The sequence below is a fragment of the Kitasatospora sp. NPDC056076 genome, from assembly GCF_042266305.1.
GTDB lineage: Bacteria > Actinomycetota > Actinomycetes > Streptomycetales > Streptomycetaceae > Kitasatospora.
The window spans coordinates 1-12,141 of sequence record NZ_JBHJWG010000085.1; the positions used below are offsets into that span (position 1 = coordinate 1).

At 76.1% G+C, this 12,141-nt stretch carries 13 protein-coding genes and 1 pseudogene; 6 read left to right on the top strand and 8 right to left on the bottom strand.

Translation table 11 applies throughout. The features are described 5' to 3' along the window. Positions 1 to 2: 2 nt before the first annotated feature. The gene (locus tag ACFC1T_RS37205; protein WP_375896897.1) at positions 3 to 938 is read right to left on the bottom strand and encodes an NAD-dependent epimerase/dehydratase family protein; all 936 of its coding nucleotides are present in this window, start codon (positions 936 to 938) and stop codon (positions 3 to 5) included. A gap of 149 nt (positions 939 to 1,087) precedes the next feature. On the opposite strand from ACFC1T_RS37205, the gene ACFC1T_RS37210 reads away from it, so the two are divergent. Further along, entirely contained in the window at positions 1,088 to 2,449 is a 1,362-nt protein-coding gene (locus ACFC1T_RS37210) for an ALF repeat-containing protein (protein ID WP_375896899.1), read from the top strand. Between the two features lie 69 nt (positions 2,450 to 2,518). Here the strand turns inward: ACFC1T_RS37210 and ACFC1T_RS37215 are convergent, their stop codons facing one another. After that, positions 2,519 to 2,800: a hypothetical protein gene (locus tag ACFC1T_RS37215; RefSeq protein WP_375896901.1), complete on the bottom strand. Its 282-nt coding sequence runs from the start codon at positions 2,798 to 2,800 to the stop codon at positions 2,519 to 2,521. Between the two features lie 4 nt (positions 2,801 to 2,804). After that, the gene (locus ACFC1T_RS37220; protein WP_375896904.1) at positions 2,805 to 3,044 is read right to left on the bottom strand and encodes a hypothetical protein; all 240 of its coding nucleotides are present in this window, start codon (positions 3,042 to 3,044) and stop codon (positions 2,805 to 2,807) included. Positions 3,045 to 3,150: 106 nt separating this feature from the next. Between ACFC1T_RS37220 and ACFC1T_RS37225 the strand changes: the two genes are divergently transcribed. Both ACFC1T_RS37225 and ACFC1T_RS37230 read left to right on the top strand, forming a co-directional pair. Then, positions 3,151 to 3,672, top strand: a complete 522-nt coding sequence (locus ACFC1T_RS37225) for a peptidylprolyl isomerase (protein ID WP_375896907.1) — start codon at positions 3,151 to 3,153, stop codon at positions 3,670 to 3,672. Between the two features lie 11 nt (positions 3,673 to 3,683). After that, on the top strand, positions 3,684 to 4,109 hold the full coding sequence (locus ACFC1T_RS37230; protein WP_375896909.1) for a hypothetical protein: 426 nt from the start codon (positions 3,684 to 3,686) through the stop codon (positions 4,107 to 4,109). A gap of 25 nt (positions 4,110 to 4,134) precedes the next feature. Here the strand turns inward: ACFC1T_RS37230 and ACFC1T_RS37235 are convergent, their stop codons facing one another. From ACFC1T_RS37235 to ACFC1T_RS37245, 3 genes are all read right to left on the bottom strand, one after another. After that, positions 4,135 to 6,882, bottom strand: a complete 2,748-nt coding sequence (locus ACFC1T_RS37235) for a M4 family metallopeptidase (protein ID WP_375896911.1) — start codon at positions 6,880 to 6,882, stop codon at positions 4,135 to 4,137. Positions 6,883 to 7,043: 161 nt separating this feature from the next. Continuing rightward, entirely contained in the window at positions 7,044 to 7,661 is a 618-nt protein-coding gene (locus ACFC1T_RS37240; protein ID WP_375896914.1) for a hypothetical protein, read from the bottom strand. Positions 7,662 to 7,913: 252 nt separating this feature from the next. Continuing rightward, entirely contained in the window at positions 7,914 to 8,549 is a 636-nt protein-coding gene (locus ACFC1T_RS37245; RefSeq protein WP_375896917.1) for a TetR/AcrR family transcriptional regulator C-terminal domain-containing protein, read from the bottom strand. Positions 8,550 to 8,611: 62 nt separating this feature from the next. Between ACFC1T_RS37245 and ACFC1T_RS37250 the strand changes: the two genes are divergently transcribed. Further along, on the top strand, positions 8,612 to 10,090 hold the full coding sequence (locus ACFC1T_RS37250) for an FAD-dependent monooxygenase (RefSeq protein WP_375896920.1): 1,479 nt from the start codon (positions 8,612 to 8,614) through the stop codon (positions 10,088 to 10,090). A gap of 29 nt (positions 10,091 to 10,119) precedes the next feature. On the opposite strand, the gene ACFC1T_RS37255 is transcribed toward ACFC1T_RS37250, so the two are convergent. Further along, entirely contained in the window at positions 10,120 to 10,488 is a 369-nt protein-coding gene (locus ACFC1T_RS37255) for a winged helix-turn-helix transcriptional regulator (RefSeq protein ID WP_375896923.1), read from the bottom strand. Between the two features lie 157 nt (positions 10,489 to 10,645). On the opposite strand from ACFC1T_RS37255, the gene ACFC1T_RS37260 reads away from it, so the two are divergent. Both ACFC1T_RS37260 and ACFC1T_RS37265 read left to right on the top strand, forming a co-directional pair. Then, positions 10,646 to 11,665 (top strand): zinc-binding alcohol dehydrogenase family protein, encoded by a 1,020-nt coding sequence (locus ACFC1T_RS37260; RefSeq protein WP_375896928.1) that lies wholly within the window; start codon positions 10,646 to 10,648, stop codon positions 11,663 to 11,665. A 14-nt stretch (positions 11,666 to 11,679) separates the two neighbouring features. Further along, complete coding sequence (locus tag ACFC1T_RS37265; protein WP_375896925.1) at positions 11,680 to 11,955, top strand: hypothetical protein; 276 nt, start codon at positions 11,680 to 11,682, stop codon at positions 11,953 to 11,955. A gap of 18 nt (positions 11,956 to 11,973) precedes the next feature. On the opposite strand, the pseudogene ACFC1T_RS37270 reads toward ACFC1T_RS37265, so the two are convergent. After that, positions 11,974 to 12,141, bottom strand: a pseudogene (locus ACFC1T_RS37270) (hydrolase); the annotation flags it as partial.

Sequence of the window (12,141 nt, forward strand, 5' to 3'; positions counted from 1 at the left end):
GGCTACGACCGCTCGCGCCACCTGGCGACGGTGGCCGCGATCTGCTCCTCCAGCGGGGTCGCGCGGACGGTGAAGGCGGCCTCGTACGCGCTGGAGTCCACGACGAAGGGGCGGTCGAACTGGTAGCGGGTCTCGCGCAGTTCGCGCAGCAGCGGGGAGACCAGGCCGCCCGCGGCGAGCAGGACGGGGGAGAGGCGGCGCACCGGGACGGGGTCGGTGCCGGCCTCGGCGGTGAGGCGCTCGACCATGGTGCGCACGGGCAGGGCGGGGCCGGTGGGGACGTGCCAGGGGCGGCCCCAGGCGCGCTCCTCGCCGGCGACCTCGACCATGGCGCGGGCGACGTCGGGCAGGTAGGTCCAGCTGTGCGGGGCGTCCGGGTCGCCGAGGACGGCGACCGGGCGGCCCCTGAGCAGGGCGGGCACGGCGCGCGAGGCGAGGTGGCCGCCCTCGGTGACGCCGGGGCCGAAGAAGTCGGAGGCCCGCACCTCGACCGCGCGGATCCGCCCGGCCTCGTGCAGGGCCCGGGCCTGCTCCCAGGCCGCGGCGCGGACCCGGCCCTTGGGACCGGTGGCGGCGAGCGGGAGGTCCTCGGTCATCGGCCGCTCCACCGGGCCGTAGCCGTACAGGTTGCCGAGCATCACCAGGACGGCCCCGCTGTCCTCGGCGGCCGCGCACAGCGCGGCGGCGAGCGCGGGCCAGTGCCCGGCCCACCGCGGCAGCGGCGGCGCGGCGCAGCCGTGGATCGCGACGGCCCCGCGCGCGGCCTCGGCCAGCCGCGCCGGGTCGCTCGCGTCCAGGGCGAGGTGCTCGACGCCGTCGGCGGGGGCGGCGGGGCGCCCGGTACGGGTGACGACCCGGACCTCGTGGCCCTGTTCGGCCAGCAGGCGGGTGGTGGCGGCCCCGGCGGGCCCGTGTCCGACGACCAGATGGAAGCTCACGCGCCCACCTTAGGGGCCGTCGCTGACAGGCGCTGACGGTTTGTTCCGGTCTGGGAGAGCTCGGCAAATACCTGGTATGGCAATAGCAAAAAAGGACCTATGCTGTCGGGCGTTCAAGATCTCTTCACAGGAAAAACAGGTCTGCCCGCATGAAGCTGCCCCGGGTGTCCACCGTCGTCGCCGCCGCGGTCCTGGCGCCCGCCGTCCTCTTCCCCTCCTCGGCCTCCGCCGCCGACGCCCCCCAGCCCACCGGGCTCACCGGTCCTGACACCGCCTCCGGCTCCACGCCGGACGTCACCCCCGGCGACGACGGCGTCAACGGCGGCCCGGGCACCAGCAGCCGCCCCCAGGCCCCCGAGGGGCAGGAGCAGCGCGACCGCGCCGAGATCCAGAAGATCCTGGACGACAAGAACACCGGCCCCGGTGTGCGCGAGGCCGCCGAGCAGGCCCTCAAGGGCAACGCCGCCCAGCTGCGGCACTTCCTGGAGATCGACTTCCCCAAGAACCGCCTGGACGACCTGCGGGTGAAGGTCTCCCAGTACATGCACCGCGGCGGCCCGGCCGTGCGCGCGGCCGGCGGCAAGGTGCTGCAGGGCAGCGAGGCGGAGCTGCTGAAGTTCCTCTCGGAGGGCCTGCCGGCCGCCCAGGCCGAGGACGCGGACCGCGCCGAGATCCAGAAGATCCTGGCCGACCCGGACACCGGCCGCGGCGTGCGCGAGGCGGGGGAGAAGGCCCTCAAGGGCGGCGCCGCCGAGCTGCGGCACTTCCTCGACGTCGAGCTGCCCAGGCAGCGCGCCGACGACAACCGCGTCAAGGTCTCCCAGCTGCTCGCCACCGGCGGCCGCGAGGTGCGCGAGGGCGCCAACAAGGCGCTGGACGGCAACGACGCGGACATCGCGAAGTGGCTGGCGGAGGGCTACCCCAAGGCCAAGGCCTCGGACGACCGCGTCGCGCTCTTCGTCGCGCTGTCCGACAAGAACACCGGCCCGCACACCACCGAGGCCGCCAAGAAGGCCCTCGCCGGCACCCCCGCCGACGTCGCCCAGTTCCTGAGCGACCTGCCCAAGCTGCGCGCCACCGACAACCGCATCAAGGTCTCCCAGCTCATGGAGACCGGCGGCCCGGCCGTGCGCGCGGCGGCCGGCAAGGCGCTGGAGGGCAGCTACGACGACATCGTCAAGTTCCTCGCCGAGGGCTGGGCCACGGCCCGCGCCGCGGACGAGGCCGCCGCCGGCAAGCCTGCGGACAAGCCCGCCGAGAAGCCGGCCGACAAGCCCGCCGGGCAGCAGGACCAGGGCGCCCAGCAGCCGCAGACCGTCCAGCCGGCCGCCCTGACCGGGACCGGCACCACCGGGACCACGGTCACCGGCGCCACCAGCACCACCGGCAGCGGCTCGCTCGCCGCCACCGGCACCGAGGGCCTCGGCTGGGAGGCCGGCGGCGCCGCCGCGGCCCTGGCCGCCGGTGCGGCGCTGGTCGCGCTCTCGCGCCGCCGCTCCGCCGAGAGCTGACACGCCGGGACTGACACACCGGGACCGACACACCGAGGGCTGACCCCCGCTCGCGTCCGGCCCCCGAGCTCAGCGCCCGCCTTCGGTGAACCTGCGCGCGAGCCGCTCACGCCAACGCGCCGCGTCGGAGCCGTCCAACTGCCCCTCGAAGGCCCGGTCGGCGGCCGCCACCAGCTCCTCGACCGTCCCCGCCCCGGGCCCGGCGCGGCGCCTGGTCGCGGCGTCGTACACCGCCCACAGCGCCCCCTCGGTCGGGTCGTCCAGACCCAGGCAGGTCGCCACCCCGCGCCCGGCCAGCGCCTCGGCCGGCACCGCCTCGAAGACGCGCCGCAGCCGCTGCCCGTCCGGCACCCCCTCAGCTCCCGTCCCCGCCACCCTCGCCGCTGCCGCTGCCGTTGCTGCTGCCCAGGAGCCACCGCTCCCGCTGCCTGCGCCGCCGCCGGCGCTGCTCCGCGCCGCGCAGCAGATCGCCCGCGCCGAGCGTCACCGCCGCCACCGCGCGCACCCAGCCCGGCCCGCCGCGCGAGGCCCACACCACGCACCCGCACCCGGCGAGCACCAGCACCAGCAGCCCGACCAGCACCGCTCCGACCATCTCGGTGTCACCCCTCTTCTTCCTTCACCGGTTCGGCCACGAATCCTCGCATGTGCCAGGATGCCCATCCGAACACCGAACAGGACCGACGACGAAGGAGACACCCGTGGCCAACGCCCGGTTCGCCACCCTGCACACCACGGCGGGCCCGATCCGGCTGGAACTGTTCCCGTTCCACGCGCCGAAGACGGTCCGCAACTTCGTCGAACTCGCCGAGGGCGCCCGGGAGTACACCGACCCGCGCACCGGGGAGCCGGGCAGCGGCCCGTACTACGACGGCACGACCTTCCACCGGGTGGTCAAGGGCTTCATGATCCAGGGCGGTGACCCGACCGGCACCGGCGCCGGCGGGCCCGGCTATGCCTTCCCGGACGAGTTCCACCCGGAGCTGTTCTTCACCAGGCCGTACCTGCTGGCGATGGCCAACTCCGGCCCGGGCACGAACGGTTCGCAGTTCTTCATCACGGTGGGCACCCCCACCCACCTCAACCGCAAGCACACCATCTTCGGCCAGGTCGCCGACGCCGCCTCCAAGGCCGTGGTGGACGCGATCGCCGCCGCCGAGACCGACGGCGAGCGCCCGGTCCAGGACGTGGTGATCACCGAGGTCGAGATCACCCACGCGTGAGCCCGGAGCGCGTGAGCCCGGAGCCGGCGGCCTTCCCGCCCCGCCCGGTACGCGGCGTGCGCGCCCGCTACGTGTTCCAGAGCGGCTGCCCGAGCGCCGTCGCCGACGCCACGGTCGACTTCGAGCCGTGGGAGGAGGGCGTGCACCTGGAGGTCGCCGACGGCGCCACCGTGCGCGGGACCCCCGGGCCCGGAGACCTCGACCGCTACCACGCCGCCCTGGTCGAGGGCGTGCGGGCCGAGCTGGCCGAGCAACTGCCCGGTACCGTAACGGCGTTGGCGCTGGTCGTGCACCACACCACGGTGCACGACGTGGACACCAGCGAGTACGCGTACCGCAGGGCCGGGCGGGCGGCGGTGCGCGAGGTGCTCGCCCTCCTGGGCGCCGAACGGCCGAGCCGCCGCCCGGAGAAGTACGGGCGGCGGCAGGGGAGTTGACGCGGGCGGGAGCCCAGGCCGGAGCTCAGCAGCCGCCCGCCGGGCGCTCCCGGGTCACCAGGTCGGCGCGCCCCGCCGTGGCGTCCAGCCACACCACCCGGGTGCCCCGGTCGGCGGCCACCGCGTACTGGCCGCCGCGGTCGCAGGAGACCCGCTGCGCCGGGCCGCCCGCCAGCGGCACCTGCCACAGCTTGGGCAGCGCCGCGTTCGTCCAGCCGCCGGCCGGCTTCGCCGACGTCAGCTGGTAGCTGACGGCCTGGTCGGAGGCGGTCAGCGCGGTGAACCGGGGGGCCTGCGGGGAGCTGGCCGCCAGCACGTCCACGATCCCCGAGCCGTCCACCGCGCCCGAGCGGATGGTGCTGCGCCCGGCCGGGTCGACGGGGGTGTCCAGCCAGACCAGGCGCCCGCCCGCCAGCAGGGTGGAGGAGGTGCGGCTGGGCCCGGAGCCGGCCGGGGCGTGCGCGGTGTACTGGGCGGTGACCTTGCCCGCCGCGATGGAGTAGACGGTCGGGGCGGTCACCGTCCGGTCGCCGTCCTGCCAGGTCTCGGTCCAGCCGATCAGGCCGTCGCGCAGGGTCAGGCCGAAGAGGCCGTGCCCCTCGGGCAGCGGGATCCCGACCGCCGGGGCCCCGTCGTGGACGAGGTAGGCCCGGGTGCGGCCGGTGGTGTGGTCGGTGAGCGCGTAGGCGGTGTCCGGGCCGGAGACCTGGAGCCCGTCGAGGCTGTCGGTGGTGCGCAGCAGGCTGCGCACCGGGCCGGTGCCGGTGAGCGGGGCGGTGAGGATCTCCTTGCCGGGGCCGCCGGTTCCGCCCTGGGCCTCCCAGACGGCGGTGGTGCCGTCGGTGGCGGCCCAGCTGTGGAAGCGGCCGTCCTGGGGGCTGAGCCGTACGGGCTTGCCGCGGCCGTCGGTGGTGCCGGTGTACAGCCCGTTGCCGTCGGGGCCGTCGGCCAGGAGCACCCAGTGGCCGTTGGCGGCGACGGGGGTGGCCTGGCCGTTGGGGGCGGCGGGCAGCAGGGTGCGGGCGTCCATGCCGAGCCGCTGCTGCCAGCCGGCGCGGATCCCGTGGGCGTCGAAGGCGGCGGCGACGGCGCGCAGTTGGCGCTTGTCCAGGCCCTGGTCGCGTCCGGCGGCGAGGACGGCGTCGCGTCCGGCGAGGAAGTCGTCGGAGGGGGTGAGGTAGTCGGCGAGGGCGTGGTAGACGACCCGGTCGGCGGTGAGCGGGTCGAGGGTGCGCCGCACGTCCCACAGGGCGCCGCCGAAGATGGTGGAGTTCAGGTGCACCCCGCCGGTGTCGACGTCCAGGGTGCCCAGGTAGTCGTCGACGGTGGTGCGGTGGTCGTCCAGGCGGCGGTTCGCGCAGTCCTGCGGGGTGCCGGTGCGGCACAGCGACTCGCCGAGCAGTGCGGCGGTGGGGTCGTCCATGGCGAGGCCGCGGGCGGTGACCTCGATGGCGTTGCCGAAGTAGTCGGCGAGGGCCTCGTTCATGGCGCCGGACTGGCCGAAGTAGGTCAGGTTGGCGGTGTGGTCGATGACGGCGTGGGTCATCTCGTGGCCGGAGACGTCCAGGGCGGCGGAGAAGGGGTAGTGGCCCGGGAGGGCGCCGTAGACCATCTTGCTGCCGTCCCAGAAGGCGTTCTGGAACGGGGCGCCGTGGTCGCTGACGTTGACCACGGAGACGATCGGGCCGCCCTGGCCGTCCAGGCCGTTGCGGCCGAGGCGGTCGCGGTAGAAGTCGTACACGATCCCGGCGTTGACGTGGGCGTCGGTGGCGCCGTCGTCCCCGGTGGCGGCGGGGAAGGCGGGGGTGGGGGAGGAGGCGGGGACGGCGTCGGCGGGCATGACGTGGTCGAAGTCGCCCGCGTCGCGGCCGCCGGCGTCGTAGGTGGTGACGGCGGCGGGGCGGGTGAGGTCGGTGAGCTGGTAGCCGCCGTCGGGGCGCTGGGCGATGTTGACGGCGGTGGGGCGCCCGTGGGCGTCGGGGGCGGTGCCGGTGGCGGGGCGCAGGCCGTCGGCGGCACCGGGGGCCGTGGTCGCGGCCGTGGTCGCGGCCGCCGGGCGGGGCGCGCGGGCGTCGTGGGCGAGGGCGACGGTGCCGGTGGTGGCGTCGACGTACACCTCGCGGGCGGTGGCGCCGGTGCCGCCGGTTCCGCCGGAGCCGGGGCGCACGGTGTAGTGCTCGGTCAGGCGGCCCGGGCCGCCGGGCAGGACGACGGTGCCCAGGTCTTCGGCGGTGGCGCCGGTGCGCTGCTGCGGGTCGCTCAGCGCGTCGAGCGCGGCGGCGCGCAGGGCCTCGGCCGGGACGGCGGGGGTGGTGGGGGCGGTCAGGCCGGTGAAGTAGCGTCCGCCCACCGACTCGACCTTCTGGGCGTCGCCCTGTCCGGTGAGGTGCACCAGGTACTGGCCGCCGAGGACGGGGATCCCGCCGTGGCGCTGCTCGAACCTGACGGTGCGCCGGCCGTCGGGGCCGGGGGTGGAGGCGAGTTCGGTCAGCTCGCCGGTGTCGACGCGGTAGCGCTCGGGGTGGGCGGCCAGGTGGTCCCGGGCGGCCCGGACCGGGTCGCCGGGGGCGGGTTCGGCCAGGCCGGTCACCAGCTGCGGGGCGGCGGTGTCCCGGCCCTCGACCAGGGCGGGCACCGGGTCGGCGCCGCCGGCGCTCGGCGCGGACGCCGGTGCGGGTGCCGGCGCGGCCAGGGCGGTCGGTGCGGTCAGGGCCAGCGCCACGGTGGCGGCGGCGACGGCCAAGGTACGGGCGGTGCGCGGGTGTTGGGGCACGGCGGTCCTCTCGCGTGCGGATGCGGGGGCGCGACGGCACGGCGGTGCGGTCGCGCCCACCCACCATATGCAGTCCAGTGACATATGTCGATTGACTGCTCATCACGTGCGGTCCCGCGCGCTTCCCCGCTCCCCTCAACGTCCCCGTGCGGGAGGTGCGTTCACGCACCTCCCGCACGGTGCCACCGCTCCCTCAGGTCCTCGGCCGTCCAGCGGCCCAGGAACACCGCGCCGTAGACGGTGAACGGGAGCGGCAGGGCGAACAGCGGCACCGACAGCCAGCTCGGCCGGCCGGTGCTCATCCGCCCCCGCTCGTCCAGCCACACCGTGATCTCGTGGCCCCGCGGATACGGCCCCTGCGGCCGCTCCGCGCTGAACTCCCGCCCGTCGACGCTCCAGCGGAACGTGCAGGCGTAGGTCTTCGCACCCAGGCCGCCGCCGTCCCCGCCCGGCTCCTGGCCGCTCACCCGGCAGCCCGTCACCCAGGCCGTCGTACGGCGCGGATGACCCAGCCGCTCCCGCACGGTGCCGGCGACCTGCGCGGCCAGGAACACCGTGAGCAGCGTCAGCAGCAGGAACCCCACCGCCCGGGTGCCCGTCCCGCGCTCCCGCTCCGGGGCGCGGCGGCGCACCGGGAGCCAGGCCGCCGGGAGCGCCGCCGCCGCCGCGGCGCACAGCCACCACAGCCACCCGGGCACCGGATCGTCCTGCGACCACGGCCACAGCGCGGCCGAGCCCGCGAGCGCCGACGTCACCGTCGCCGCCGCGGTCACCGCCACGCACCGTCGTTCGAACCCCGTCCCGGTCACACCCGCCCCCGACGCCGCAGTCCCGCCACCGCTCCCGATCCTGGGCCCGCCCGGCCCCCGTGACCAGGCTTCTCCCGCGACGGTGACAGGGCTGCGACATCGTCACGGCCGCACCTGGCACCGGCCGCACCGGCCGCGCCCTCCTCGCCGGCCCGGCGGGCGCGAACCGCCCCGCCGCGCCCGGTGGTCGCGAACTAGCCCGCCGCGCCCGGTGGTCGCGAACTAGCCCGCCGCGCCAGGCTGTTCGAGGAGCCGGTCGAGGGCGAAGGCGAACCGCGCGTCGAAGTCGTCGCCCTCCAGGTGCCGCGCGACCCGGCCCAGCGCCGGGTGGGCGCCGTCGGCCAGCGCCCCGGCCAGGGAGTGCTCGCCGCTCTGGGCGGCCAGGGCCTGCTGCTCCTGGGTCAGGCCGAGCGCCAGGTACTGGATGCTCCAGAACGTCCAGGCCGCGCGCTGCTCGTCCAGCCCGCCCTCCAGCAGCGCGGCCAGTACGGCGTCGGCGTGGCGCAGGGTGGCCGGCTCGGCCGCGTACGTCCCGGCGACGATCAGCGCCCCGTCGCGGTGGGCCAGCAGGGCGCGCCGGTAGCGGTGGGACAGCTCGCGCACCCGCTCCCGCCAGGGCCCGGGCAGGCCGTCCGGGTCGACCCCGGCGACGATCGCGTCGGCCATCAGTTCCAGCAGCCGGCCCTTGGTCTTGGCGTGCCACAGCACGGTGTTCATCCGGACGCCCAGGCGCTCGGCGACGCCGCGCACCGACACCGCACCGGCGCCCTTGTCGTCGAGCAGGTCGAGGGCCGCGCGCACCACGGCGGCGGTGTCCAGCCGGGGCTGCCCGGCGGGCGGAGCTTGCTTCTTGGTCACTGACCTAGTGTACTGGGGCCAACGCCATTGGTCACTGACCAAGAACCGTGGAGGGGATACCCATGACCACACCCACCCACCAGGTCGTCATCGCCGGAGCCGGCCCCGTCGGCCTCTGGCTCGCCGCCGAACTGCGCCTGCACGGAGCCGAGGTGACACTCCTGGAGACCCGCACCGAACCCGACCCGCACTCCCGGGCCACCTCCCTGCACCCGCGCACCCTGGAGATGCTCGACTCCCGCGGCCTGCTCGAACCCTTCCTCGCCGAAGGCGTCCGCATCCCCGCCGGACACTTCGCCGCCCTGCCCGCCCGCCTCGACTACACCCGCCTCGACACCCCCCACCGCTACACCCTCGCCCTGCCCCAGGCCCGCACCGAACACCTGCTCGCCGAGCACGCCGTCGCCGCCGGCGCCGACCTGCGCCGCGGCCACCGCGTCACCGGCCTCACCCAGGACGACGAAGCCGTCACCGTCCACGTCGAAGGCCCCGACGGCCCCTACCGCCTGCGCACCGCCCACCTGGTCGGCTGCGACGGCTCCCGCAGCACCGTGCGCCGCACCGCCGGCATCGACTTCCCCGGCACCCCCGCCACCTTCTGGGCCTGGATGGGCGACGTCGTCCTCGACACCCCGCCCCGCACCCCCGCCCTCGCCAACGAGCGCGGCGCCCTCATGGTCTTCCCGCTGCCCGGCGGCATCCACCGCGTCGTCGGCAACGACGCCGCCACCAACCGCACCCGCCCCGACGGCCCGCCCACCTTCGACCAACTGCGCACCAAGGTCCGCCACATCGCCGGCACCGACTACGGCATGCGCGACCCCGGCCGGCTCTCCACCTTCGGCAACGCCGCCCGCCAGGCCGCCCACTACCGCCACGGCCGCGTCCTCCTGGCCGGCGACGCCGCCCACAGCCACTTCCCGGCCGGCGGCCCCGGCCTCAACGTCGGCCTCCAGGACGCCTTCAACCTCGGCTGGAAACTCGCCCGCGTCCTGCACGGCACCGCCGCCGACACCCTCCTCGACAGCTACCACGCCGAACGCCACCCCGTCGGCGCCGAACTGCTGCGCAGCACCCGCGCCCAGAGCGGCCTGATGGCCGACCACAGCCCCGAGACCCTCGCCCTGCGCGACCTGCTCGGCGAACTCATCGACGGCGTCCCCACCTTCTCCGACACCCTGGCCGCCCGCTCCGCCGGCCTCGCCGTCCGCTACCCCGCTGCCCCCGACGGACCCGAGGCTCACCCGCTCACCGGCACCCGCGCCCCCGACCTCCACCTCGGCGCCACCACCCTGTTCACCCTGCTGCGCCCCGGCCGCCCCGTCCTGCTCGACCTCACCGGCTCCACCCGCCCGGACCACCTCGCCCGCCCCGGCCTGACCCTGCACAGCGCCCCGCTCACCCGCCCCCACCCCGGCTGGGACACCGCCACCGCCGCCCTGCTGCGCCCCGACGGCCACCTCGCCTGGCGCACCGACGCCCCCGACGGCCCCGGCCCCGCCGCAGCCGCCGCCCTCACCGCCTCGGGCCTGGTCCCCTGAGGGGCGGGGCCCCGCCCCGCCCGCCGTGCTCAGACGCCGGGAAAGCGGTCGATGTTCAGCTCCACCCAGCTGCGCAGGTGCGCCAGCGGCGCGCAGGCGTCCGCGCCCAGCGCGGTGAGGCTGTACTCGACCCGGGGCGGGACCTCGGCGTGGATCTCACGGTCCACCAGGCCGTGCTCCTCCAGCCGGCGCAGGGTCTGGGTCAGTACCTTGGGGCTGACCCCCTGCAGCCGGGCACGCAGCATGCCGAAGCGCTGCGGGCCGTCCTCCAGCGCGCCCAGTGCCAGGGCGCTCCACTTGTTGGCCAGCAGATCGAGCATCTCGCGGCAGGGGCAGGCCGCGGAGTAGACGGACTTGGGGTCGGGGCAGGTGTCGGCGTGTACCGGGCTCTTCGTCACGAAGCCAACAGTACCTTTCGGGTACCAATAGCCCTTGCGGGTAACCACTACCCATCCCATACCGTCTCCGACGTGCCCGGGAACTCGCCGGGCCACCCCCGGAACCACCCCTGGACCCCCAGGTGAGGAGATCCCCGTGAACCAGCTCCCCGCAACCATGCCCGCCGTCGCCCACCGCGCCGCCCTGCCGGTCGACGACCCGCAGAGCCTGCTCGACCTCGACCTGCCCGTCCCCGAACCCGGCCCCCACGACCTGCTGGTGCGGGTGGAGGCCGTGGCGCTCAACCCCGTCGACCACAAGGTCCGCCAGAACGCCGACCCCGGCGGCCGGCCCAGGGTGCTGGGCTGGGACGCGGCCGGCACCGTCGTCGCCGTCGGCGCGCAGGTCGCACTCTTCGAGGTCGGCGACGAGGTCTACTACGCCGGCGCCCTGGAGCGCCCCGGCGCCAACTCCCGCTACCACGCCGTGGACGAGCGCCTGGCCGCCCGCAAGCCCACCACCCTGACCTTCACCGAGGCCGCCGCCCTGCCGCTGACCGCGCTCACCGCCTGGGAGGGCCTCTTCGAACGCCTGGGCCTGCGCACCGGCGACCCGGCGGCCCCCGGCACCCTGCTGGTCACCGCCGCGGCGGGCGGCGTCGGCTCCATGGTCGCCCAACTGGCCCGCGCCCTCACCGGACTGACCGTCATCGGCACCGCCTCCCGCCCGGAGAGCGCCGCCTTCGCCCGCCGGATGGGCGCCCACCACGTGATCGACCACACCCGCCCGCTCGGCCCCCAGCTCGCCCAGGCCGCCCCCGACGGCCTCGACCACGTGTTCAGCACCGCCGGCACCGACCGCAACCTGCCCGCCTACGCCGAAGCCCTCAAGCCCTTCGGCTCCGTCGTCGCCGTCGACGACTTCGACTCCCTGGAGATCGGCCTGCTCAAGGCCAAGAGCATCTCCTTCCACTGGGAGTTCATGTTCACCCGCTCGATGTTCGCCACCCCCGACCAGGCCGCCCAGCACCGCATCCTCACCCGCATCGCCCACCTGGTGGACGCCGGCACCCTCGCCACCACCGCCACCCGCGACCTCGGCCCGGTCACCGCCGCCAACCTCCGCCAGGCCCACCGCCTCCAGGAATCCGGCACCACCATCGGCAAGACCACCCTCACCGGCTTCCCCGCTCACTGAACCGGGGAACTCCCGTGCCCCGTCACACCCGTGGCCCCGGCCGCCTCGAAGCCCTGCTCGCCGCCACCGGCGGAGCCGTCACCGCCCTGATCACCCGCCTCCTGCTGGCCGGGTGCTACCTCACCCACCAGCAGGAGACGGGCGCCCTCCACCGCCTCGACGCCGCGGTCCTCGCCACCGGCGCCGCCGCGGCCGTCCTGCTCTACCTCCTGCTGCGCCGTGGCACCGGCGGCGACGGCGGTCCCGGCGGCACCGGCGGTCCCGGCGGCACCGGCGGTCCCGACCGCTGAGCCGGTCCGCCCGGGGCCTCAGCCCGTGCGGCGTACGGGGGTCTCGTCCTCGGCGCCGGCCACCCAGGCCGGCAGGGGCTCGCGCCCGGCGAGCCAGCCGGCGGCCGGACCGCCCAGCCCGGTGCGGGCGGCGACCACGCCGCCGGCGATGGCGCAGGTGGTGTCCACGTCGCCCAGGCCCTCGGC

Bases quoted from the DNA above. Each gene is read 5' to 3' on its own strand.
- ACFC1T_RS37210 (WP_375896899.1), top strand. From the start codon at position 1,088: ATGAAGCTGCCCCGGGTGTCCACCGTCGTCGCCGCCGCGGTCCTGGCG.
- ACFC1T_RS37220 (WP_375896904.1), bottom strand. From the start codon at position 3,044: ATGGTCGGAGCGGTGCTGGTCGGGCTGCTGGTGCTGGTGCTCGCCGGG.
- ACFC1T_RS37250 (WP_375896920.1), top strand. From the start codon at position 8,612: ATGACCACACCCACCCACCAGGTCGTCATCGCCGGAGCCGGCCCCGTC.
- ACFC1T_RS37260 (WP_375896928.1), top strand. From the start codon at position 10,646: ATGCCCGCCGTCGCCCACCGCGCCGCCCTGCCGGTCGACGACCCGCAG.